We start from the raw sequence: 23,050 nt of genomic DNA on the forward strand, positions 1-23,050 counted from the left end.
TTGGCGCCGATGGGCGGTTTTCGGTCGGTCAAACGGCCTTTGATCGACGCTTTGCGAGTTTTGCTTTGACGGACTGCAAAGATTTTTGTCCGATACAGAAGCGGTCGATCTCTTGCCGATCTGCCGGGACGTTCCCGGCCAGCTGCAAAGCGAGGGCAAGAAAAATTTGCCCGGTCCGCCACGCGTCGAGCGAGCTTGAATGAACAGTGCGCCGCTGCAACGTCTCGGGCGGCTCGCCGATTCCGAGCCATTCGCTCAAGCTCACCACCCCGGGGCTGACCGGCTGGCCGCGAGCGATGGCGGCCTTGGCCATCCGGTAGGTGCAGAAGATTCGACTTGGCAGGTCCAGTGTTCGAACATCGCCTTCGCCAAGCATCAAGAGGTCGCCGATCGCATCATGAGCGACGCAGACCCGTCCTTCCACGGCCACGGCAATCTCATGTGAGATTTCCGCAAATGCTCGCGCTCCCTTGACGTCGCCGTCACGCAGCCCATGCTTTTTTGTCGCAAAGTAGCTGATCGCTCTTCCAGGGTCGACCAACCAGTGCCACTCCCGGGTAAACAGCCCGCCATCGAACTGGCACAGGGAGATTTCAACCGGGCGCTGGTCTTTGTTACCGTCGCCTTCGATATCGAGAGACAGGAAGCTGCCACGTGCGTAATCTTCAAGCGATTGTGAGATAGGACCGGTACCTTGAAGAGACTGGACCCCGTTTCACCAGGCCCATAGTCATCATGTCATCTGGATGTTTATGTGGCGCTTTGCCGGTACGTCAATCCCAGCTCGGCTTCCGGCATTCGCTCAACGCGCGCAGACCGGAGAGCTCGACTATTTAACCTACAAGCAATCTGGCGTCCCTTTCGCCGCGTTGGCAAAAGCGGAAGACCTTATCCGTCTGAAGAATTTTTTGGTGCCGTTGGCAACCATTTGCTTGTCCCTGCCAGCCGACCTCAGCCCAAGTCAGCCGTTCGGCTTTACCCGGGTACGTCGGCCATATTCGAGCAGGCTGTTGCGAGCCTTCCAGCTATCGCCAAGTGGAGGTGTGATCCGCAGCCCCGCGGCCGAAGACGAAGCCCGCCATAAACGCCAATGCTCCTACGCCGAGCAGGAGCCCAGTTGCCGTGTGGGTGATCGGCTGCCCCTGCCGCAACGGCGCTCGTTTCGCGCCGTACAGTGTCCACAGCGTTCTTCGCCACCTTGCGCACACCCGTCGCGTGTTCGCGTGGAATGCCAGTGAAGCCAACCCTGAGATCTTTCGACATTTTTGGTCCTCCTCATTGGTGTTGTCCAGAAATAGTCTTGGCGCCGGGATGTTCCCCGGCCTAAATCAGACCTGCAGCCCGCAATCGAAGAGCGGGGTGCAAACGCCGCGAAGGCCTTCGTGCCGACTTGGTCACAGGTTCGACTGAAATACGCTCTCGACGCCTTAGGCCAACGGCTTACCCGGCTGGTATAATTTCAACGCGAAGAACGGATTGAGCGAGAGGGCTGCAGTTGCCAATGTGGCTGCGAGCGTGAATTTCATCGGCGCGAGCCACAGCGCGTCAACGGATCGAATAGTGGCTGAGGCTAGGTCGTCAGGCTCCTTTGCCGGTATGACCTCGGTTTGCTGCTGGTAGCCATCCTCAGGGGTTATGACGCCGACCGGGATGGGCAGGCCAATCGCATTTTCTGTCGACATGCTACGTCTCCTCTTTGTGAAATCGTGTAACGCCAGAGTGTCGGTCGAGTTCCAAGATTGGGCAGATGACGGTGACCTGGCGATGACCATCGCGGTGCGTTCATAACCAGGCGCAGGTCTGGACAAAGGGTTTTTGTTCGCGCGGGTCCCAAACGTGCAGTGGAGCGCGCTAGGCGGCGGTTCAGCAGAAGTTGAGAAAAAAGCCCCTCGCTGGAGAATGGGGCCTGTCAACGCTGATAGGATGCAGCCGGATACGCTGGCTAAGAACACCCCTCCGAAAGTCCAGCTGGGCTCCCGTCCGAACAGGGGCCTGCCTATCGTTTCGGCGCTAGCTCTGCGACGATTGGGAGCGTTTCTCTTGCTTGTCGGTTATTAGAGGATGCCGAGGACGAGACCGACCCCGGCGAGCGCCGCGACGCTGCCGGCTACTTGAGTAATGATTGCGCCTCGGCGTTGATCAAGCTGGCTAAACAGCAATGCGGTTCCGATCCCCACCAAATGAAGCGATGCGGTCGCAGCGAGAAAGCCGATGGCATAGGTGAGGCCGGACACACTTCCAGGCATCTCTGCTCCGTGAGCGTGCCCATGAAACAAGGCGAAGAGGCCGACAACACCCATTGCTGCAGCCGTCGGTGTCTTGATCCTGAACGCGACCGATGCTCCGAGGATGATCACCGAGACGGCAATACCGGTTTCCACCATGGGCAGGTTCACGCCGGCGATGCCCAGGATCCCTCCAACAACCATCAAACCGGTAAATGCCATCGGCAGGAGCCAAACAGCTCGTCCGCCAAGCTGGAAAGCCAGTAGACCGACCAGCACCATCGCAAGCGTGTGATCAATACCTGATATCGGATGCGCGAAGCCGTGCGCGAACCCGGATGGAGCACCCGCTCCGGTATGAGCGTAGGCGGCGGCTGGAATGATGAAACCACACAGAGCCAAAGTAGCGCGAATTAGTAGGCGTGTCATACGACCTCTCCATACATTGAGCTTTCCCGCATCTGATCCAAACTTGTCATACAAGGCAAGGGGGTAAATGCCGTATTCTCATGAGGAGCAGAGGAAGCTAAGAGGCGGATCGCAGGTCATTGCGATCCGCCCGGCCAGCTACCTCACATCTTATGCTGCAACCAAGTGTACGGCTTCCATGCAAGGGCTTGCAATGAGCCTCAGCGACTTACGCGGGACAAGCACCCGTCACTCGAGCGTGCTCGCAAGCACAGGGTATTCGTCGGTGTTGCTCGCCTGCTGTGCATTCGATGATCGGCATTCCGGCCGAAGCTAAGCGGCCCGTGTTAACCAGCCGCGCCGGCTATGCCAGCGGTTCCGGATTATAAATGCCACCGTTAACAAGAAGCGCCCAGATTGTCCTTGCAATTTTATTGGCAAGGGCGACCGCCGCAACTTTGAAGGGACGTCGTCGCTTCAACGAGGCCACCCAGCTGCGCGCATCCTCTTTGGTGTTTCGAACGACAGACATAGCTCCCGCGACGATCAACGATCTCAGTTCGCAGTTGCCCCTTTTGGTGATGCCGCCAGTCCAGGTACGCCCGCCGCTCGAGAGCGTTCGGGGAGTAAGGCCCGTCCATGAAGCGAAGTGACGCGCAGACTTGAAGATCTTGGCATCCGGTACGAATGCTTTGACGGCAGTGGCGGTCATCGGTCCCACCCCTGGGATCGTCATGAGCCTCCTCATTTCGTCGTCAGCCTTCGCATGAGCCTTTAATGCCTTTTCGAGACCGGCGATATCTTGAGAGAGCCTGTCAATCTGCTTCGCAATGATCCTGAGAGCAGCCCTGGCCTGCGGCGGCAAGATGGTGTTTGTTCGGTTGCGGACCGCTGCAACCAATGTGGGAACATTGGCAGCTCCCGGACGAGAAACGATGCCAAATTCGGCTAGGTGGGCTCTCAACGCATTCACTGCTTGAACGCGCTGACGCACCAGGAGCGCCCGCGTTTTGAACAGCATCGTAGAGGCTTGATGACCTGCCGACTTGACCGGTACGAAGCGCATCGACTTCCTGGAAGATGCTGCGTGGATCGCCTCGGCATCGTTCGCATCGGTCTTGTCACGGTTGACGAACGGCTTCACATATGTGGGGTGGATCAGGCGGACCTCATGACCGAGCGCGGCAATCGAGCGGCCCCAGTGGTGGGCTGTCGCACAAGACTCCATCGCGACAACGCATGGCGGCAGCTTACGAAAGTAGTCCAGGATTGCCGTGCGCGCTATCTTCCTGTTGAACAGTTGCTCGCCTGCTTCGTCCGCCCCGTAGACTTGAAAAACGTTCTTCGCGATATCTAATCCAATTGTCGCGACGGCCATCTCTGCATCCCTTTTGGTTTGTGAAACGATGCCAGGATGCCTTAGATAGACGACACATATATCGTCGGGGGACGCTGATGGAACTGGAAACGATCAAGAAAAGCGGGACGAAGGCAATCGATTTGCAGATCGGCATTCGGTTAAGGGAAGTTCGCAAGAATGCGGGATTATCGCAGAAGATTGTTGCGGAGAGGCTAGGAATATCATTCCAGCAGCTCCAGAGATACGAGCAGGGCGAAAACCGGGTGACCGCGGCTTCGCTCCACCACATTGCCCAGCTGTTCGGCCTCCCAATGGAGTATTTTGTGCGCGGGGAAGTAGCGCAAAGACACGAGGTAGTCCTTGTGACCGACGATGAGGCCAGACTGATAGGCCGGTTACGACGGGTGGAGGCTTCCGTGTTCAACCAAGTGCGCGAACTGGTGGAGCTTAAGTCACTGTAATGCCCCGGGGATGGTACGCAGCGCCGAATGCCGCTATGATCTCAGCAAGAGCTATACTCTCGATCACCGATATAATCGCGGGGACTTTCGTCACTGTAGGACGCTGGCTCCCGCAGAGGCCGACCCGGGGCAGTGGGGTGGTTGTAGGCTATGGTAGAAGCGCACTGAGCGAAATCAGAAAATTTTCCGGGTGACACAAGTCTTCCCCTTGTTTGCTTTTCATAAGCACATCTCGCTTGCGGCCGGCCATCAACGATGGCAGCCCCGGGACGCCGACGAGGTTGTCTGAACCCTTGCTTAAGGGATGCTCCGCTGCTGCACGCCAAAGAGGTGGCGTATTCGAGCGGCAAGTGATACCGGATGATCTTCAACCGCAGAGCGCCCATCGATCTTTAAGTGTTCTTCTGTTTCGACACGTTTTGCCAGAAGTTGACTGAGTTCCTCCGCCAAAGACGGGCGCTGGTGCATCACGCTGGCCAGGTGTTCTTTGGAGATCTCGTAGACCACAACAAATGTCAGGGCGCGCATGGTTGCCGGCTCGGGCGCTCCCATCAGCACGCCGCGCTCACCGAAGAGGTCGCCTGGAGCCAGCCGGGTGAGTTCTTCTCTTCCATGATCACTGACGCGTTCGATCGTGACGACGCCACTGCGAACGATCATCAACGATGTCATCGAAGCGTCTTGTGGAGCGATGACGACGCCCTTCTTGAACGCCAGACGCTCCATGCTGTTGGCCAGAGCCTCCATCTCATCCTCGGTAAGCGTCGAGAAGAGCGGGATGGACGTCAGCAGCCTCCACGGCGTTCCCGGGTGTTTCGATCCGGGATCAGGGTTCATCACCGCCGATGCGTTCGCCGCCAAGGACAATTGGATCCCCGCCGCCTTCGTGTGCCTATACACGAGGTCGAAGATTTCGTTCTTCGCCACGCCAGTTTGCCCAAGGCTCGACACCTTGAACGAGAGCTCGACTTCAACCGCGGAACCGTCCAATGCGGTAATGGATACCGACGGGGGCGGCGACTTCAAAATCGAATTGGCGCTCAGCAGCACCGTCCTCATGGTCTCTTCGATCAGCGCCGGCGACTTCGAGGGCAGCGCCCGGATTACCACTTTTGAGCCATGGATGGCGTCGCCGCCAGTCAGGTTGGTCAGCGTTGCCTTGGCCAACGCGCTGTTTGGCACGATGACAAGATCATTGGCGTCGTTAAGAAGGTGAGTGGAGCGCCAGTTGGTTTCGACGACTTGACCGCGAACGCCGCCCTCAACTTCAATCCAGTCACCAACCGAGTAAGGACGACCCAGGTTCAGCGCTATGCCAGAGAACACGTCGTTCAACGTGCTCTGCAGAGCCAGCCCTAAGACGATAGCGAATACCCCCGATGTTGCAATGAGCGTCCGCACGGGAAGGTCGAACACAAAGGCGATTATGGATAGGGCCGCTCCAATGTATATGATGGCAACCAATAGATCTTGCAGGAGGCGACCTTCACGCGGTTTACGCTCGATGATAAGGTAGACGCGGACCGAGCTTGCGATAACCATCGCTCCGCCTGCCCACCAGGTCGCCTTCGCAATGCCAATGAACATCCTGAGGGGGAGGTCTTCATCGTCGATCACCGTCGTCCATGGTGCGACGTCATGGCCGACAAGCAGGATTGTGAGAAGGACAAAGAAACCGATGTGAACAAGGAAACGGTCAGTGGCCTTCCCTTGAACGATTATCCTCGCCAGGACCAACAACAACACCAGCGTTACGAATTGGCTGATCGGGTCCCCGGCAATGTGTACGATAGTGTCGAGGCCTGCTTCCATTCGCGCCTTCCTTGGACCGCCTGGCAAGCGGCCACTTGAAAGCCATGCCCATATGTCCGTCAAGCGAAACGATGTCAAAAGCCTTTACGAGATAGACTTCCAACAAATGAGGCCGCGATCATGCCACTTTTCCTCGCAAGAAAAGTCGCGCCAATGTTGGCAGATTCGAGAAGAGGACCCTTATGCTAAAATTTCCACTCGCCGCCATCGCATGCTGTCTCTCCTTCGCGCAAATCGCCGACGCTTCAAGTGACGCAGCTTGGAACACTCTCTTTGCAAAGGCCAATGGCACGTGCATCGGGCAGTCACGGATGGTTTCCCCGGAAGCGACGGCACCGATCCTCTTCGGTGACACGATGGGAAAAATCGCGATCCTGCTTCGCGAAAGGAACACCAAGACCAAAAAAATGGTCAACCTGATATGCGTTTACGACAAGAAGTCAGGGAAAGCATCCATCGCCGAGTACAACTGGCTCGGCCAATAGGTCGCCGGCCGTAGCCGCTTCCTCACGGTCGGTCCCCGCGATGATGCGGATAGGATCCCGTTTACAGCTCGTCAGCTGGCAACACTTGCAGTGTTCAAACGAGGTCAGTTAATACGGACGGCGGGAGGACACCGCAGCTGGCGATCATCGTGACAGGCTTGGGGCGCTGGAGGCGAGGACATCCGCGGCCGACCTTGAACAGACGATGTTTCGCCCTAGCTTGCTAAAATCACCTCCATGAGCGCCGGAGTTCGAATGAACCAGCCGCTTATCGTCGACGCGATTTCTCCCTATGTGAGTCACTGTTTTGCCAGACACACTAAAGCCGCTTGGAATGACGCCCGAGCAGATGACGGCGGTCCTCCTCAACTTCAGTGCCACCTTGGAGGCGTTCGCCCGCCGAGTTCCTCGCGAAAGGGTCGCCCTCTCAGTTTTGGTCGCCAATGCAGCAGCCGCGGTCGGCGAGATGGCCGTCGAGGTAGGTGAGGGCGATGAGGACATTGCAACGGAAATCATCACCTCGACCGCTCGCTTAGTTTCCACCATACGAAAGGTCGTCGAAGGACCGGTTGGCGGTGCCGCAATCCATTGAGTGATCTCGGCCTGTCTGCCTAATCCGGGATGCCAATCAGTATCTCATTGGCGACCGCCGTAGGGGCCAAACGGTTTTGTGATCCTCTAACACGAAACGACTAATAAGCCGCGCGCGTCTCAGTCGCGTGAGCTTTCTTTTGTTGCCGTGCCAACCACGGTAGGATTTGCCGTTGGTACGGTGGCAGACGGGAACTCCAGCTGCCGATCGATGTTCAGTAGGGGTCGCCCGACGAGAGATTGGCTTGCCATTCTTCTTTCCTTTCCCGCGTTGGGAGGCGCTCCCAATGGATGACCAACTTAGCGCCAGTGTTGCACTGGCGTTATTTTTTTGCCGGCTGGAAACTTTCATTGATACAAGCAGTTCGAATGCGGTCACTGCGGGCGCATTGTCTAAGACGTGCACACGACCTGCTAGCCCACGGTGATCCTTCGAGAAGATGCGTCGTATTCTGCTGTGTGCGGCGCATCTTTTTGCGTCTACAAAAAGCGCTATCGGCGCACCGGGGTGAGGGTAGGAGAGCCATTCTCCAACGGGATCCGCAGACCGCTATGACAGGGCCGCAACCGCCAAATCAGAGGATTTGGTGAGGTCATCGCCGGACTGTATTAAGTCTAACGATAACCTCTTGGCAATGGTGTCTGCTTAGCCAATGCCTACACGCACGTTAACCGAAGCGGTGGCCGTGTCTACCATCATTTTTGGGTGAAACAGCACAGCCGTTTACCGGAGGCGGGGCAGTGGGGCAAATAGCGGGCTTGCGGGCGTGTTGAAACTGATATCATTTGGCTGTCTCCGGTGGGAATCACGATAGACATTTAGCTGGACAAGCGCGCACGCGATCTGGACACGTTGCAGTATGGAAAGTGTTGCTGAAGAGCTACTTGAAGAGCTTATGAGCTATCTACGCGATGCAGCGGTCGAGGAAATTCTGCCGCGATTCCGATCTGTCTCCTCTGACTCGAAGCGTGCCAAGACAAGCTTTGACGATATCGTAACTGATGCGGATATTGCGTCCGAGCATCTGATTGCTGAAAAGCTGAGGACGAGGCTGCCCGACATCGTGATAATCGGCGAGGAAGCGGTGTCAGAAGATCCATCGTTGTTGGATCGTCTCTCCGGAGCCGACCTAGCCGCCGTCATTGATCCGTTAGACGGCACGTGGCATTTCGCACACGGTTCGCCGATGTTCGGCAGTATCCTGGCGATCGTATCACGGGGTAGAACCATCGCCGGCATTATACACTATCCGGTGCTTGGGGACTTCCTCATTGCCCGACCCGGCGGGGGCGCTTGGCATGTGGGGGCGGATGGAGCTTCCACGCGGCTGGCGGTCGCGGAGGCAGGTTCAGTAAATGAAATGCAAGGTTTTGCAGCAGTTCACGCATTCGAAGCTCAAACGCGCGCTTCGGTTGCGTTGGGCGTGTTGAACTTTAGCCGCGTCACATCTTGGCGCTGTTCAGCCTGGGAATACCGGATGTTGGCAACGGGTGCCATGAGCTTTTGCTTAAACGAAGGCATGAACCCATGGGATCACGCGGCTGGGATATTGATTCACGCGGAAGCGGGTGGTTATGCAGCAACCACTACGGGCCAGCCGTATCGACCATCAGTTGCAAAGGGTCACCTCCTAGCGGCGCCGGACAGCCAGTCGTGGAAGGCTATCCTCGAAGCACTATCCTATCGTTGATTTAGCGCCATTCTGCGCGGTCCACTGACATCGGTGAATGCGAGACGGGCTTGCCTCGACCGTAAGCCTCCAAATTGAAATGCTGAAGAGGATCACTGTGTCGTCTGATGCGTCGCGGAGACGATCGCGGAAACGTACGCTGGTGAGGTGGTTTAGTGGGTATCGTGCTACGCTCGTCGGAAGCCCGTTGAGCCTGAACGCTCGGAACAGGAAGGGCCTGGTCGATTGGCCATGTCGACGGCCACTAGATCGAAAAAGTCGGTAACTCCGACCGTCATCGGCAGACCAAGAGGTCGTGATTGTCCGCCGAGAACAACTGAAAGATCCATAAACCTTCAGGTGAAAAATTTAGAACGCTTCCTGTTTTGCAGACGCCGAGCCATACGGTCTGATATGGCCGCCGAGAGTAGAATGATCAGCAGCAATGCGGGCCCGGCCGTTATGCCGATCCATAGGCTCCGCTCGCCCCACTTGAGACAAATTCCAATGACACCAGCGCCAAATGAAGCTGCTAAGGCAAGTGCCAGCGATCCGACCGCGCCTCCTCCTAGCGCGGAGACGACTGTCCAAATAATGACACTGATAAACGCTAGGGACCACATCAAACCTCTCCATCGCTCGCGCCGTTTTAGAAGCCATTCGTTCACTTATCGTGAAAACGCGCTTAAGCTCGCTCGCGCCCTCGTCGACGACACTTCGTAGCGCCAGTCTGCGCTCAAGCCTATGCGTGAGCTTAGCGAGCGCGGGACGCTAATGACGGGCACGGGAAGTGGTCCATCGACGCCTAGCAGCTTTCCACTCTGCGAAAGATCTGCGGCGAGCTAGTCATTCAAATGCGGTATGGAAAATTTGGCATCTGCAGCGGCAATCCCGGCGAAACGAGTTGCAGCGATGACCATTCGCGGCCTCTTTCAGCGTCGGGACCACCGTGGAGGGTCATTGTCCTGATTTTCGCAATGTCCGCCGAGGAGCTTTTCGCTCATCTGGCAACGATTGATACAGCGAATCCCCGTCGGCAGGTTAAGTGATGCAAATTTGCTTGTCGACCATTGTCGCGTCCCTTTGGTGCCGCGGCATCGAGGTCGGTGACGAGTAACTCAACGAGAATTAGTCGCCGACGAGTACTGCATGGTAATTTCCGTGACACAAGCAAGCAGCGTGGCCGCCTCAACCGATCGCGAAAAATAATAGAAAGTCTGGGCTCTCCGCCGCGTTTTGGCGACGCCGGCCTGTTTCAGCACTCGTAGATGTTGCAAAGCAGCACCTTCGGTGATGCCGATGATCTCTTGGAAGTCGACGGCGGTCCGCTCCCTCTCAAGCATCAGTTCCGTCATATAGTATCGGATCGGGTGACTGAGCGTACGCAAAAGTAGGTCCGCCTTTTGCAAATCAAACGGCAAGATCACATTGAATGCATCACTGTCAGATTTTCCCATAGATTATCTCCCCCTGGACACTACTGGCACTAGAAGAATATTGTAAATGGTTAATCGGATATCCGGCTAAAAGCGTGCAGGTCCGGAGAGAGGCAATCTTGCCAAGGCAGCGCCTCACTATGAGTTACTGGAGCGGGCAGCGCCACGATCTCGATGCGCTGCGCTTTTTAAGCACTAGCCCTACAAGAACGATAGGCAGTCATCGTAAGCGGCCGAGAATGCCAGCGAGCACGCTCTTGCCGTTTGCCTCGTTACCGTAGGACCAGTTGGTCCATGAATCGCCATCGGGTCTGCTTCAGAAGGCCCCGAACTCAATGTTGCTTCAGACTCTCGTCGATGATCTGGGTCGCTAGCCCTCCGAACTTGTCGGTGAGCTCGTCACGGACGAAATCGGGCGGTTGTTCCGGGTGTGCGTAGCGGGAAGTAGGATTTCGATAAGAAAGCTTATCGATGAACACTCGCCTGAAGCGTCGGCGTCCTCACTCGTCAAGACAGTTTGTTTGTCATGGTGTACGGCTGGCCGGTTTCGTCGAAGATAGAGCAGGCAACAGGATGAGCAGGACATAGGCGGATGGGATAGCAATGTTGTGCGACATGAGAGGTTTTCCTTCGACCAAAGGAAGCCCCGTCATCGGAGCTTTGTTCCAGTACGCTTTGGGACGTGCAGGGTGAGGGCGCCAGCGTGCTCGTGCTGCAGGAGCGTCGCGCGAGGTCAGACACCTGCCTGACGGTCCCGTGCAAGTCGGGAAAGCTCCTCGGCCTCAAGCCGCTCGATCCCGATCATGTGATTGCCAGCTTCGCTCGAGCGGATGAGTTCGTCCACCTTGACTTGCAAGGCCGCCATGTCGCGGTTCTGCGAATGCTGCATGATCAAAAGAACGAACAGCGCCGCGCTCGTGCCGATCATGTTTGAAAGCAGGAACCATTCTGTTGGCAGGCCGAACATCGCGCCAGCCGCGCACCACAGCGTTGCGAGTGCGAACGCCCCTGCGACCGTGAAACGGTGACCGGCAACCCGGACAACTGCTTCAGACAATGCGAGGAACAACGGTCTCATGCCTCCGAAATGCTCAGACGTCGGGTGGGTTCCACGCGACGTCGTTGCAATGTCGTGGGATCGGCGTAGGCTCCCTCACGTGCATAGACGCTCGTGCGAAGGAGGGTGCGATGTTCCAGGCGTTTGACAGTGGCGGGAAGCAGCCGTTGCGACCGGACGAAGTCTTGATGGTACAGGGCCTTGTGAAAGAATTCTGCGAGGCCAAATCCATCGATTCCGGTTGTCCCGAGGCGCATGCCGCCGCGAAGGATCTTCTCGGATGGTTTCAGGCCGGCGTTACCGACAAGAACCGTCTTCGCGAACTATTGACTTCCCGCGACTGATCGGGGCCTCCGACGACGATGCACCTCCCGGTCCTGGTCATTACAGGAAGGGGCGCTCGTCGGGCTGCAGTCAAGCAACTCGTCCGCTGTCGTTCGGTCAGACGATGACGGCTTAAACTTGCTGACCGCATCAAGGCGACCGCAAGGTCCGCGAAGGAACCAACAAGATAGCTCGCGACGCTCTAGCGGAAGAGCGAAGCTCCGCGAGGCGAAACCGAGCGTCTGCGCGCCGCCCGGTTCAGGCCGAGCAGCAATCCATGTCAGCTCGGTTTGATGTCAGAGAGGTCGACCGACACGACGAGCGGCTCCGGCACGCGCTGCCCGTTCGGTTGGCGCGGGTAGATCCGGCGTTCCGTTGGAAAGACGCAACGCAAAGTCTTCCGACGGCCGTTGGAATGTCCACCTGCCCGGTCTACCCGGAAATTCTGTCGCGCGTTGAAGCGGTGTCCTCGCCAGGCTTGTCCATCACAAAAAAAGAAGGTCAGCAACGCTCTTTCAAGCTGCCTTCTGTTCGCCGCTTAGCGAGAAGCTTAGCTAAGGCATCACCAGATTTTGTCAGAGCCCAGTGTCAAACTGCGAGCGAAATCTTGCAACAGAGTTCGCAATTCGGGTACTTGCACCTTTAGAGCAGCGTCCGTGGGATTCATCAATATGACGTCTCGTTTCGCCCGTTCGGAAAAACGCTTCTTACGACGACGGACCTTGATAACATAAACCGACGCCAGCGGCTCGACCTTGCTACCGTCCAAGAGGATCTTCGCGTACCTGAACTCGCCAAAGATCCTGCGCTTGACCTTTCCGATAACGCCGGCTTCCTCCCACGCCTCCCGCTCGGCGACGTCATGCGGGAGGAGGCGGGCGATCGGCCATCCCTTCGGCATCATCCAACGGCCGGTTTCGCGTGTGGTAATCAGCAGCACTTCGGGGCCGTGTCCTGTAGTCGCATGCATATTGCGCCGATCTGCTGATATTCAGCAGCAGGCGCCGTCGGACTATCTGTGGCAACCATCCAATCACCGCCAAGCTTTTGATCCAACCGAGGATGGGTGTGAGAGTTCCCAGGACATTCAGTGGTCATTCAACGCGCTGTCGTCACTGCTGTTACGAGTCTCGATTGCGATACCGTGCAGTTCTTCCACTCGTTTCGACTTTTGTTCGGAAGCGAGGATGACCGCATAGAACGCAGCGCGTGCGATATCCTTTTTCGTGGCTTCGGAATGTCCTGTTCGCACCGCAGAAATCAGCTCTTTTGGCTTCATGCCTGGCCGGGCGAGCGATGCCACGGTCTTCGCGATGCTAGCTGTCTCCGCCATGGCTCTCTCCTTCATCAGGTGCCTTCTGCTGCCGGACTTCTACCTGACACCCGGCTGCTGATCGAGTTATTGTTTATGAAAGTTTCTTGACAGTCGGGGGCGGTACAAGGGCGGGGGATGCTATGCCAGCAGTCGTGTAGGAACTTTCGCCGAGCTTCATAGGCGTGTCACTAATTGACGGTACCTTCATTACCTGTTGCTTCGCCAGGGCAGGGCTCGTTGCACCGGCTGAGAACCGTCCAATGGAACGATCGGCCCTTCCAGATCTTATGGTGGCAGCCCCAACAGGAGTTCATCGAATGGATACGGAAAACGACAGGCGCGACCGGGCTTATAAGATCTGGGAGGATGAGGGTCGCCCAGAGGGGAAGCACGACGATCATTGGAAGCGTGCCGGCGAGGCGCAACAAGTCAGCGAAGAAGAGGCGGCAGAGATTATCAGGGCGAACGAGGAAGCCGAACGCGCTTTCAATGACGACGCCTCAAAGGACTCGAATATCCGACCGCCCTCAACCATCAGCCCGGACTGATCAGACGCCAAGGTCGAAAGAGGTTGAGGCTAGGTACATACAATGGATGACGGCGACGACACCTGACGGGGCACAGCCTCCAGCTCTAGCTAGACCCACACATTGGTCCTTGCATTTGTGGAGTTTACATCCATAAATGCAAGGATGATGATTGCGTAGAATTGAATCCAAGCTCTTAGCTCTTCTTGAGGAAAGTCCTGCCGTGGCTTTGCTCGGACCTCGTCAGGTCGGCAAGACAACCTTGGCAATCGGTGTCGGAAAAACCAGGCCGTCTATATATCTCGATCTGGAATCGGAGGCTGACAGGGCCAAGCTTTCGGAACCAGAGCTTTATCTATCGGGCCATGACGACAAGCTGGTCATTCTCGATGAAGTTCATCGCCTCCCAGGCGTGTTTCAGACCCTTCGTGGCCTGATCGATCGAACCCGCCTAGCCGGTCGGCGCGCTGGCCAGTTTTTGCTTCTCGGATCGGCCTCCATCGATCTTCTCAGGCAATCCGGCGTCGCACGTCGGCCGGCGCCGAAATCGATCTCCTCCTGACCCCTGCAGGTGAGAAGCCTTGGGCAGTGGAGATCAAGAGAAATCTTTCGCCAAAACTCGAAAAGGGGTTCTATTTTGCCTGCGAAGAGATCCAGCCGCAGAAGCGCATCGTCGTTTATCCCGGCCAGGAAACCTTCCCCTCCCCAACGATGTGACGGCCATGTCGCTTCCAGACGCTGTCCGACTTTTGCTTGACCTATAGCCGAAGAGACAGACATCTCGTCCCCGTGCAACACATGCGATGCCAAATCGAATTATGGGACGGCAAGATGTCGGACGGCAGGACCCTTACTGATATCTTGCGCAATTCCGTCGCTGCAGCCTCCATGATACGGGTGACGACCAGAGCCGCGAATTCAAAGTCCCGAGCTCCTTCGGGGCCTGGGAGCCCGCATCAAGCTGGCCAAACGGTTCGACTACGCTACCGATTGTTGTCTTCTTTGCGCGTGAGGCGGTGTAATGCGCCGATTCAAGGTTTGCGGCGGCGGCAACGGACAACTGTTCTACGCCCATGAAAGACCGGCAGAACAGGGTTCTGGAGGTCTTGGGGCGGGGGGACTTATAACGCTTACGACCTCGATAACGTCGTGGAATCGCATTGCGGACGCTAACGTTTTGGCTCGCGCGGTCTTGCAGGATGACCCGCTACAGGCTACAGGGGAAGTGGCTGCGGCTCTGCTTGAACGCGCTTCGCTCATAGCATTCTCGTTGCCAAGCTTATGTGAGTTTGCGTGGGTGCTTTGGCGCGGTGCCAACTTTCAAAAGAAGATGTGGCACAGTCGATCCGCGACCTGCTAGATGCCGGAAACGTTTCGATGAACCGACCTGCAGTTGGGGCTGGATTGGCAGTACTCGAAGCTGGGCCGCGACTTCGCAGACAGCGTCATTGCACATGACGGAGCGTGGTTGGGCGGAGAGACCTTTGTGCTAAGTTCGTCTTCCTCAGGGGTGTCCCGCAAAGCCAATAAGGGCAGGCGAAAAAATGGAGGCTCGCCCGGCGCCTTACAGCGTCCCGCCACGACATGGGCTAGCATGATTGTCTCGTTTCACGGCCGGTCTTCTCCTCAATACCTCATGACCTGAACAGTTTCAGCCGATCACCTCCTGCACAAGAGTAAGCGTTCTCAACCTGTCTAGGAAGTGAACTGCGCGCTTCTCGTCGAGCAAGGACGGGACAAGGGTTTGCCAAACTTCGACAGCGTGTTTGACTTGCCTGCTAATCTCAGCTTCGATCCAATCTTCTTCAAGGCCTAAGAACTTTGCCGCGCGACGGAAGCGGCGAAACGTCACGGTGTTAAAGTTGCTGGTGTTGACGAACTGCAGCGCCATCTGGTCGTCGGGGATGTAGAGCACGGTCGGGACGATGTCGTAGGCTGGCGACAGGCGGATCTCGCCTGGGCTTGGAAACAGAAAGGACCAATTCTTGAGATGGTTATCGCCGTTGCCGATCAATATGTCGGCAACAATGCGACGAAACCCTTCTAGGACATCGGCCCTCCAATCGGTGCTGAACCGTCGGATCATGTTAAGCACCGTCTCTCCAGTGCCCATCGTATATTTGCGCTCGCCAAGCGCGCCAAGGATCTGGGCCATGTCTTCCATGTGGGTACGCAGACCGTCAGCGCCGCGGTCGAAACGATCGACAACAAGCGCTTGGGGCCAGCCTTTAGGAATTCAGGTCGAATATCCCTTACGTGTTCGACGGACAGCAGCCGGAAATCGGCAGTCGTTACGCCGACTGAGCGGGCAAGCGTCATTCCGGCAAACTCGAGTTCCGGTAAATTGGAAAAACGTTCTGTCGGGACCTTCAGGATACCGTGCGTCGCCCGCCTGTGCCGGCACGGTCAAGCGATCTCCGTCCATCCGGCCGGCAAATTTCAGTTGAACCCCGGCAAGGGAAAATTTCACAGTTCCCTGAGGACGGGGGCGTCAAAACCAGCGACTTGTTCAAGCCTTAGCGGGCCAGCCGATGTTGGTGTCTCAGTTTCGGGTGATTAACATCGCGCCTGGTAAATCCGCACGGAGCCGCGTGAGGAGATCGAACTGGTCATGATCGCCTGGGCCCATTTCGTGTAATAAAAGATCGTGCAAGGCGCCTTCAGGCAATAGGCCGGCGAACCAGTGTGGCAAAGTGCCAATATGCCAATTTTGTCGCCGCGATAGGCAAGCCGTTCCATTGTGCCTTGCTCGCTGGCTGGCTCTAACCAGGAAAGGCTGAGGATCGGACGGCCCATACCGCGAAGATAGGCTTCCTCGACAATAAATGCCGTTTCACCGGCAGCACTGCGGGTGAGCGTGCCAACTCGGACAGCTTTCCCTTGATGAAGCAGATGGACGCCGAGAATTGCCGCGGTCTTGGCCATCAGTCATCATCCTCGTCACTGAGTGACACGAACACCTCGCTGAATACCGATTTCGGAGGTGTAGAAACAGATGGCAAGGTTGAAGTGGTCTCCAGCAGCGTTTCAACCTCATGCAGATGCTGACGCGGGACGATTACGGGCACCAAATCGAGCGCGTGGCAAATCTGTACAAGTAGTGTTAAACGGTCTTGCTCAAACGTCCGCTTGTCAAGTCTCGTTCGAACTCCGTTAGACGCGCGGGGCTGCGCCCGATACGTGCGGCTAGTTCAGTCCGACGCAAGCCCCTCGCTTTGCGCGCGGTGGCTATCTGATCAGCCAACCGCTCAAATACGATAACGCATTACGGTATTCCGTCCTTTTGAGGAAACCACACGGAATTTCGTAACAGACCAGGAAAAAAAGAACTCGATCGGAATTCCGTAAAGTTTTTTTAAAATTTACGCTATTCCGTTCTATACTAATGCGTCCTGTCATAATCGAAGTCGATTTAGACGGGCCAAATAAAGTTCCACGGGGTAGATCCCTGTCCCTCCTGCGATCGTTGCAGAAAGGAATAGGTGGCCGGATTTTACTCCGCCTGCGGCTGGACTATTCCGCAGCTACCGTGGCCGACTTTTCCACCGCCATCTCATAAGCTCACGGCAGTGCATATATCCGAGCTGCTGTGAACGTGCAGATCGACGCATTCCTTCATACTCAGCTTGAAGTAAGTGAATTTTCCATTACATTGAGTGCGTGTGATGAGGAGCTATTCGATGTCTTCGATTGCGTTATCAATGAAAGGGCAGGTCACTCTCAAGCGAGACTTGCTGACCCATCTTGGCGTCAAACCGGGAGAACGTGTTGAGTTTGACAAACTTCCGGGTGGCGAGCTTCGCGTGAGGGCGGCCCGCGCGAGTGGGAAAATCGGAAACTTCATCGGCAGACACGCCGGTAAGTCCGAACGGGTTCTCTCCATCGACGAAATGAACGAGATCGGCGCTGCGGGCTGGAACGGCGAACCGTGAAAGTCATTGCAGACACTAACGTTCTGGCTCGGGCGGTCTTGCAGGATGACCCGCAACAGGGGCAAGCGGCCGCGGCTCTGCTTGAACGCGCTTCGCTCATCGCAATCTCGTTGCCAACCTTATGCGAATTCGTGTGGGTGCTCCGGCGCGGCGCCAATCTCTCAAAAGAAGATGTGGCACTGTCCATCCGCGACCTGCTGGATGCCGGAAACGTTTCGATGAACCGACCTGCAGTAGAAGCCGGACTGGCGGTGCTCGAAGCTGGTGGCGACTTCGCAGACGGCGTCATCGCACATGATGGAGCATGGTTGGGAGGAGAGACCTTTGTATCGTTCGACCGGAAGGCGGTTGAACTCGTCAGCCTGTTGGGCCAGCCGGCTACGCTGCTCACGTAGTCTAATGCTGCATGATTATTGAAAAAATTCAGGCGACTGCAAAGCTGCGCACGATAGCGGCGGAGTAGTCGTTAACGCCACGTCAAAACTCCAACCGAAGAAGAGAAGTCAGCCTGAATGCGAGGCGTTTGGTCCTCTCGCTTTCTGTGGGGCACCTACGCTCAGTCGCCGCGCTTAACGAAGCCGGAGTCACGCTTGATGTCACTATCTATGTGAACATGTATCGAGAACGCAGATCTGCGGCAGCGTGCTCTCGCAAAGATGTCGAACCCGTTTCAAAGAACTAAGCATGCTGTCGATGATGGCGGGGATGCAAGCTCGAGCGACGATGCTACCGCTAGCGCAAAGAGCGATGGCAATACCGAATCTGATGGCGATAGTGTGCGAAAATCTGCGCATCGATGGAAAGAGCCCAGATCGCTTGATTGGGTCGCCAGCTGGCTCCATGCATTTGAGCCATCATGGGGCAGGTTGATCGAATGAGCCGGCGTAAAGCGCCTCGATCTGCTCGACCTCCGTATCGTTGAGTGCAGCGAATTCCTTTGTGCGGGCCCTCTGCGACAAGCGACCCCCATTCTGGTCAAGAAATTTGTGCAGCAACTCGGCTTGGGCCATAGGCATGTCGACGACCTGCTGAACACCGGCCGCGAAAAGATCAAAGGCTTGGAGGAAACGGACCTCCTGGGGCAAATCATGTTCCACGGTCTGTTCTACGCAGCCGTAAAGGAAGGCGGCATGCTCTGTCGCGTCGAAATACCGGTAGAACGAAGCGGTGTCGTTCAGCACTTCAACGTTGCCAGCAGCAGTGGGTCGCCATTCGATGAAAGGCAACAAAGGCGCAGACCGGGATTCCAGCACAGCCCTATACTGGTCTATGTTTCGCAGGATTGCCGCGCTGACGGGAAACACGAAACCAGGCGGGCTATAGGATGCTGTCGCGAGAGCATGATGAATCAGCCAGCGATGAAGGCGGCCGTTCCCATCGACATACGGGTGGATGTAGACGAAGCCAAACGCCAGGCAAGCTGCAGCCACGACCGGATCCATCGCTCCTCGTGCCGCGCGATCGGAATATGCGATGAGACCGCCGATCAAGCTTTCGAGGTCCTGATGTCTGGCGCTGATATGATCGGGAATGGGCATGATAGTGTCACGGTCATGAACCCCGACGAAACCGCCCTCATCTCGGAGCCCGAGACGCACGAAACGAGCATCGCCGATGACGATCCGCTGAAGACGATCGAGCTCCTCGACACTGAGCGCTCTCACGCCCGCCTGCGAAATGGCCTGCCCCCAACGCGCCGCTCTTTGCCCTGACGGCCTCTCACCTTCAATAGCAAACGAAGACTTTGAATCGTTGAGCAGGATGAATGCTGCGGCACGCGCTATCAGATCGGGACGGATCCGGCCCATTGCTTCGCGCGCCCGCGCGCCAAGTGCTTTCTGCGAGAACGCGGCAAGAGTCTCTGTCTTTCGAACGAGCGGACAGAAATCTGGAGTACCGGGAAGGTTGTTCAAGACCTTGTGCCGAGGCGAGGGATCGCCCTCCGCGAGACCATACTGCTGATCCGCGTTGAGAACTGGGACCATTCGCACTTTGCCGGGATCTGGAATATCGAGCTGGTTGCCCGTCAGCCATTCGTACAGAAACCAGATCCGTCGTGCAAAGGCGCCGGTTGGCGTCATCCGGATAATCGCCTCGATTGCATCAGGGTGGACTGCTCGAAAAAGTGCGGCCAGTACCTGAAGGTCTGTTCCTTCATATTTGAAGGCAAAGACAAGATGAGAGACGAGGGTCGGCTCCGGACGATGGCGAGGCGTGAGCATGAGCCACGCGGCGGTCGATCCGGGGTGATGCCGCTCCGCGATCGCGGCCATCCGCGACGGCGGGGGTACGACTAGGTTAAATGCCGCTATTATCGCAGCATATCCTGCTGGCACGCCTCGCTCTGGCAAGGTTCTTCCGTGAAAGTCAATCACGCCCTGCGCAGGCCATTCACCCATAGGTCGTCTCGTGAAATTGGATCACCGGATAAAAGCCCCGTTGCGAGAAACCTTCACCGTCAGCGAAACCTTATCACCATTCGCCAAATTCGTGAAATACATTCACGTAGGGATTCGATCATTGATGATATCAGCCTTTCAGTGCGTTCGATCCACGGTTGACCCAAAACACATTTCGCAAGTGCGCCCCTGCCTTAGAGGCCTGACACGCCGGCAACCCCGATCGGTGTCGTCGCATGCGGGCCGCGATCATCTATCGACCCGGTCTAAGGCAACCTCCACGGCGCATATCGCAGATCCCAAGTCCTGCGCTTACCACGAGAACTCTCTTTCTAAAGCCGGTGATCACGATAGCAAAAACATCAGGTATCTGCAGAAGGCAGCTCAAAGGTTAGACGGAAGACTGATCCTTCCTTTGGCATCGCAAAACCCAATGACGGCTTCACGACCGTACCGAGAACCATGCCGATCGCCAAGCAGGCGATCGATGCTCAAACGAAGGGTAGGCCGGCAGGGCGTACGCTTTTCGGTCTTTGGGCTCGGGCACCGGATTCTCCGTCGTTGACAGCAACATCCCTCTGCTTGTTGCCGTCAGCGCAGCGCGCGCTGGAACCAACGATGACGTCCTTAACGTAAAATTCGACGCCACCGGCTTAACGAGCGCGGATTGGTTCAGCCAATCGACATTGGACCCGGTACCGCTGCCTGCTGCCGATATCGTGATCCCGCCGGCGCTGTTGGTAATCGTGATGCCCGGCCCGGCGTGCAACTGTCCAGCCGACGGTGGGTTTCCCGTTGAGCCGATCAGCAGCTGACCGCTCGCCAGTGGGCGGCATTGCCGAACGCCCCGCCGCCGGCATTAAGCTGGATGCCGTAGGGCGGACCGGCGGGCGACGCATCGTCAAGGCAAGTCGCCAGGGCATCGAAGTTGCCCATGACTTTCGACGCGTCAGCCAGAGTGGAAGCTGGCACGGCCTCCCGCTGCGGGCAGGGGCTGGGTCTCGGACCCTACATCGCGCTGGAAATTGCGAAGGCTCACGGCGGCACGATCGACGTTTTTTCGGATGAAACTGGAACCTGCTTTACCTTCAAGATGCCGACCGGGCGTTCGAAACTCTAACGTTCAAATCCTCCATGTCATGTCTGGAGGAAGTGTTTGCCGGTGCGCGATGAACGACCGTCCCGTTCAATCTTGATCGAACTGCTCAGCCCCGTCGATAGGGGCGAGCCAGTCTTCACGGCGCTTCACCCAGAGTTCGTATGCCGGCCTTAGCGGAGTCGGCGCCTCAGACAAATTCCGAGCTTGATCTCGGCCTCCTGCTCATCGGCCGAGAACAGCCGCGATCCACACTTCGGGCAGAAAGATCGTCCGCGAAACTCGCGGGTCTTACCTTTCGTCTCAAACTCGCTTTGTAGACTACGCGAGGCACGATTATTTCGAAATGTACCGCTCACGTAGCAAATCCCACTCCTGGGGCGCCGGGCTGCCGAGACAATCACCGGCCCTACGGTAGGTGGTTGAACCGCGTCCATGCGCTTGCCTCCACCTCTTTAAATCGAACCTAAATCGAAGCCGTCGATCCGGGCGTGAGAACTACGACCGGGGTCTGTTCGTCTCCCCAAGGTCGCTACTGCTGGTAAATGAACGCCCACAAGAATGCCGGTGGGAACCCGAAAGCCCTGCGGTGTTTCCTTTGTGAAGCGGAGTAATGTGATGAAGATCGTGCTAGTCGTCACCTCGATCGTTGTACTCATGATTGCCGTAGTTGCTGCGAACGTGCTGCCGTCCCGTCACGAGGCTTCCTATCCGAAATCTTACGACATCACCCGGAAATAGGTGGTCGGTTCCACCTCCGCGGTGGTGGAACCCGCTTAACGCCAGCACAAGGACACTCGTATGTTTCAGGCCGCCTCGAACCTCAAGACGCTGCGCGACGCTCTCTCCAGCCACATGGAGCTGTCGGATTACTTTCTGGGAATGCACGCATTCTTCGATGGGGAGGTCATCTTCGCTAGGGACGTTGTACAGGTCAACACAGATTTTCCTCCGTTCCCGGTGGACTTCGACAATGTATGGAAATGGTTTCGGGACCAGATCAAGGGGCCGCCGATACAGGAGACCTTAGCCTACGAAACGACTTTCGGCGTGGATGACGAGGCAGATCCCGTCATGGAGAGACTTATCGAGATTACCGAAGGCTCGGCGAACACGATCTGGCTGATCGATCTTGCGAACCAGGATGGACAGGGAGACGGACGCCGCTTCGTCATCGTCACCTCACCAGACAAAAGGCAGGCGGGAAAATTCCTTGAAGAATTCCATGGCTATGACTCGAACTCGCTTTAAATGGGTGATGGGCGCGACATGACTTCAAGCCAAATCGGTGTAATTGTTAGACCTGCGACCAAGGCCGATGCCGACACTCTGGGCGCTTACGGCGCGCAGCTCGTTGCGCTCCACCACGACTGGGATCCCTCGCGCTTCATATCGGCGGGCGAGAAGACGCCTGCAATGTACGCCGACTACCTCAAGAGGCAGATAGACCGGCAGGGCGTGCTCGTACTGGTCGCGGAGGCCGCGGGACAGATCGTCGGCTACGTGTTCGCTGGACTGGAGGGGCCGGACTACATGGCGCTCCGGGGGGCGGCAGGCGTGATCCATGATATCTTCGTGGAACATGCCAGTCGAAGACGCGGCGCGGGGCGAGCGCTCCTGCTCGCCGCAGTCGAGGAACTGCGGCGCCTCGGAGCAGGGCAGGTCATACTCTCGACAGCCTTCCGAAATGTCGCCGGACAGGCGCTTTTCGATGCGGCGGGCTTCAGGCCGACCATGATCGAGATGACGCTCTCCTCGAAATGACGAGGTCAGCGCTGTCCGTTCCGACGGTGCGCTCGTGCGCCAATATAGCTGTCGCCGCCTGCGGTTTTCACTAGGTTTAAAACACGGACCATGTAGGCGCTCTGGTCCCGCTCCGCGAATTCGACACCGGCCTCGTCATCAAGGAACCGTGAGAAGACGGATTCTTCGGTTAAGAGCGCCCCGATGAG

At 57.0% G+C, this 23,050-nt stretch carries 23 protein-coding genes and 4 pseudogenes; 14 read left to right on the forward strand and 13 right to left on the reverse strand.

Annotated elements, in window-relative coordinates:
• Positions 1-28 precede the first annotated feature (28 nt).
• The 4 genes from F2982_RS28925 to F2982_RS28940 all read right to left on the reverse strand — a co-directional run bounded on the left by F2982_RS28925 (position 29) and on the right by F2982_RS28940 (position 4,011).
• Positions 29-682 (reverse strand): 3'-5' exonuclease, encoded by a 654-nt coding sequence (locus F2982_RS28925; RefSeq protein WP_203431623.1) that lies wholly within the window; start codon positions 680-682, stop codon positions 29-31.
• A gap of 745 nt (positions 683-1,427) precedes the next feature.
• Complete coding sequence (locus F2982_RS28930; RefSeq protein WP_203431543.1) at positions 1,428-1,682, reverse strand: hypothetical protein; 255 nt, start codon at positions 1,680-1,682, stop codon at positions 1,428-1,430.
• Positions 1,683-2,054: 372 nt separating this feature from the next.
• Entirely contained in the window at positions 2,055-2,654 is a 600-nt protein-coding gene (locus F2982_RS28935) for a HupE/UreJ family protein (protein WP_112712723.1), read from the reverse strand.
• A gap of 343 nt (positions 2,655-2,997) precedes the next feature.
• A complete protein-coding gene (locus tag F2982_RS28940; protein WP_203431544.1) occupies positions 2,998-4,011 on the reverse strand; it encodes an IS110 family transposase in 1,014 nt (337 codons plus the stop codon).
• Positions 4,012-4,088: 77 nt separating this feature from the next.
• On the opposite strand from F2982_RS28940, the gene F2982_RS28945 reads away from it, so the two are divergent.
• Positions 4,089-4,454: a helix-turn-helix transcriptional regulator gene (locus F2982_RS28945; RefSeq protein WP_203431545.1), complete on the forward strand. Its 366-nt coding sequence runs from the start codon at positions 4,089-4,091 to the stop codon at positions 4,452-4,454.
• Positions 4,455-4,751: 297 nt separating this feature from the next.
• Here F2982_RS28945 and F2982_RS28950 read toward each other — a convergent pair whose 3' ends face one another.
• Entirely contained in the window at positions 4,752-6,266 is a 1,515-nt protein-coding gene (locus F2982_RS28950; RefSeq protein ID WP_203431546.1) for a cyclic nucleotide-binding domain-containing protein, read from the reverse strand.
• Positions 6,267-6,448: 182 nt separating this feature from the next.
• Here F2982_RS28950 and F2982_RS28955 point away from each other — a divergent pair, with 182 nt between their 5' ends.
• From F2982_RS28955 to F2982_RS28965, 3 genes are all read left to right on the forward strand, one after another.
• Positions 6,449-6,751 (forward strand): hypothetical protein, encoded by a 303-nt coding sequence (locus tag F2982_RS28955; protein ID WP_203431547.1) that lies wholly within the window; start codon positions 6,449-6,451, stop codon positions 6,749-6,751.
• Positions 6,752-7,085: 334 nt separating this feature from the next.
• On the forward strand, positions 7,086-7,343 hold the full coding sequence (locus F2982_RS28960) for a hypothetical protein (RefSeq protein WP_246777738.1): 258 nt from the start codon (positions 7,086-7,088) through the stop codon (positions 7,341-7,343).
• Positions 7,344-8,202: 859 nt separating this feature from the next.
• Positions 8,203-9,033 (forward strand): inositol monophosphatase, encoded by an 831-nt coding sequence (locus tag F2982_RS28965; RefSeq protein ID WP_130279486.1) that lies wholly within the window; start codon positions 8,203-8,205, stop codon positions 9,031-9,033.
• 1,097 nt (positions 9,034-10,130) lie between these two features.
• Here F2982_RS28965 and F2982_RS28970 read toward each other — a convergent pair.
• Both F2982_RS28970 and F2982_RS28975 read right to left on the reverse strand, forming a co-directional pair.
• Positions 10,131-10,469 (reverse strand): metalloregulator ArsR/SmtB family transcription factor, encoded by a 339-nt coding sequence (locus F2982_RS28970; RefSeq protein WP_203431548.1) that lies wholly within the window; start codon positions 10,467-10,469, stop codon positions 10,131-10,133.
• A 712-nt stretch (positions 10,470-11,181) separates the two neighbouring features.
• Positions 11,182-11,526: a low affinity iron permease family protein gene (locus F2982_RS28975; protein WP_203431549.1), complete on the reverse strand. Its 345-nt coding sequence runs from the start codon at positions 11,524-11,526 to the stop codon at positions 11,182-11,184.
• A gap of 110 nt (positions 11,527-11,636) precedes the next feature.
• On the opposite strand from F2982_RS28975, the gene F2982_RS28980 reads away from it, so the two are divergent.
• A complete protein-coding gene (locus tag F2982_RS28980) occupies positions 11,637-11,849 on the forward strand; it encodes an acetyltransferase (RefSeq protein ID WP_203431550.1) in 213 nt (70 codons plus the stop codon).
• A 542-nt stretch (positions 11,850-12,391) separates the two neighbouring features.
• Here F2982_RS28980 and F2982_RS28985 read toward each other — a convergent pair.
• Together F2982_RS28985 and F2982_RS28990 are read right to left on the reverse strand one after the other, a co-directional pair.
• The gene (locus tag F2982_RS28985; protein WP_246777739.1) at positions 12,392-12,769 is read right to left on the reverse strand and encodes a DNA mismatch repair protein MutT; all 378 of its coding nucleotides are present in this window, start codon (positions 12,767-12,769) and stop codon (positions 12,392-12,394) included.
• Positions 12,770-12,916: 147 nt separating this feature from the next.
• Complete coding sequence (locus F2982_RS28990; RefSeq protein ID WP_203431551.1) at positions 12,917-13,162, reverse strand: hypothetical protein; 246 nt, start codon at positions 13,160-13,162, stop codon at positions 12,917-12,919.
• Positions 13,163-13,461: 299 nt separating this feature from the next.
• On the opposite strand from F2982_RS28990, the gene F2982_RS28995 reads away from it, so the two are divergent.
• The 3 genes and pseudogenes from F2982_RS28995 to F2982_RS29005 all read left to right on the forward strand — a co-directional run.
• Positions 13,462-13,692: a DUF2934 domain-containing protein gene (locus F2982_RS28995; RefSeq protein ID WP_130279849.1), complete on the forward strand. Its 231-nt coding sequence runs from the start codon at positions 13,462-13,464 to the stop codon at positions 13,690-13,692.
• Positions 13,693-13,843: 151 nt separating this feature from the next.
• Positions 13,844-14,435: pseudogene (locus tag F2982_RS29000) on the forward strand (AAA family ATPase).
• A gap of 377 nt (positions 14,436-14,812) precedes the next feature.
• Positions 14,813-15,160: pseudogene (locus F2982_RS29005) on the forward strand (VapC toxin family PIN domain ribonuclease); the annotation flags it as partial.
• 162 nt (positions 15,161-15,322) lie between these two features.
• Here F2982_RS29005 and F2982_RS31800 read toward each other — a convergent pair.
• Both F2982_RS31800 and F2982_RS31805 read right to left on the reverse strand, forming a co-directional pair.
• A complete protein-coding gene (locus F2982_RS31800; RefSeq protein ID WP_246777740.1) occupies positions 15,323-15,835 on the reverse strand; it encodes a HipA domain-containing protein in 513 nt (170 codons plus the stop codon).
• Between the two features lie 378 nt (positions 15,836-16,213).
• Positions 16,214-16,363 carry a HipA N-terminal domain-containing protein gene (locus F2982_RS31805; protein WP_348652545.1) on the reverse strand — a complete coding sequence of 50 codons (150 nt, stop codon included), beginning with the start codon at positions 16,361-16,363 and terminating at the stop codon, positions 16,214-16,216.
• A 988-nt stretch (positions 16,364-17,351) separates the two neighbouring features.
• Between F2982_RS31805 and F2982_RS29020 the strand changes: the two genes are divergently transcribed.
• Complete coding sequence (locus F2982_RS29020; RefSeq protein WP_130279492.1) at positions 17,352-17,603, forward strand: AbrB/MazE/SpoVT family DNA-binding domain-containing protein; 252 nt, start codon at positions 17,352-17,354, stop codon at positions 17,601-17,603.
• Complete coding sequence (locus F2982_RS29025) at positions 17,600-17,998, forward strand: type II toxin-antitoxin system VapC family toxin (protein WP_148194846.1); 399 nt, start codon at positions 17,600-17,602, stop codon at positions 17,996-17,998. Before F2982_RS29020 ends, F2982_RS29025 begins: the two co-directional genes overlap by 4 nt.
• Before the next feature lie 459 nt (positions 17,999-18,457).
• Here the strand turns inward: F2982_RS29025 and F2982_RS29030 are convergent, their stop codons facing one another.
• Positions 18,458-20,002 carry a Fic family protein gene (locus F2982_RS29030; RefSeq protein ID WP_203431553.1) on the reverse strand — a complete coding sequence of 515 codons (1,545 nt, stop codon included), beginning with the start codon at positions 20,000-20,002 and terminating at the stop codon, positions 18,458-18,460.
• Positions 20,003-20,978: 976 nt separating this feature from the next.
• Here F2982_RS29030 and F2982_RS29035 point away from each other — a divergent pair.
• A pseudogene (locus F2982_RS29035) lies at positions 20,979-21,122 on the forward strand (ATP-binding protein); the annotation flags it as partial.
• Between the two features lie 66 nt (positions 21,123-21,188).
• Here the strand turns inward: F2982_RS29035 and F2982_RS31810 are convergent.
• Positions 21,189-21,409: pseudogene (locus tag F2982_RS31810) on the reverse strand (GFA family protein); the annotation flags it as partial.
• A gap of 307 nt (positions 21,410-21,716) precedes the next feature.
• On the opposite strand from F2982_RS31810, the gene F2982_RS32130 reads away from it, so the two are divergent.
• The 3 genes from F2982_RS32130 to F2982_RS29045 are packed head-to-tail and all read left to right on the forward strand — an operon-like array spanning position 21,717 to position 22,862.
• Entirely contained in the window at positions 21,717-21,839 is a 123-nt protein-coding gene (locus tag F2982_RS32130; RefSeq protein WP_281438232.1) for a hypothetical protein, read from the forward strand.
• A 60-nt stretch (positions 21,840-21,899) separates the two neighbouring features.
• A complete protein-coding gene (locus F2982_RS31815) occupies positions 21,900-22,349 on the forward strand; it encodes a hypothetical protein (RefSeq protein ID WP_246777741.1) in 450 nt (149 codons plus the stop codon).
• An 18-nt stretch (positions 22,350-22,367) separates the two neighbouring features.
• Entirely contained in the window at positions 22,368-22,862 is a 495-nt protein-coding gene (locus F2982_RS29045) for a GNAT family N-acetyltransferase (protein WP_203431554.1), read from the forward strand.
• Positions 22,863-23,050 lie beyond the last annotated feature (188 nt).

This window comes from Rhizobium sp. BG4, from assembly GCF_016864575.1.
In the GTDB taxonomy this organism is placed as follows: Bacteria; Pseudomonadota; Alphaproteobacteria; order Rhizobiales; family Rhizobiaceae; genus Rhizobium.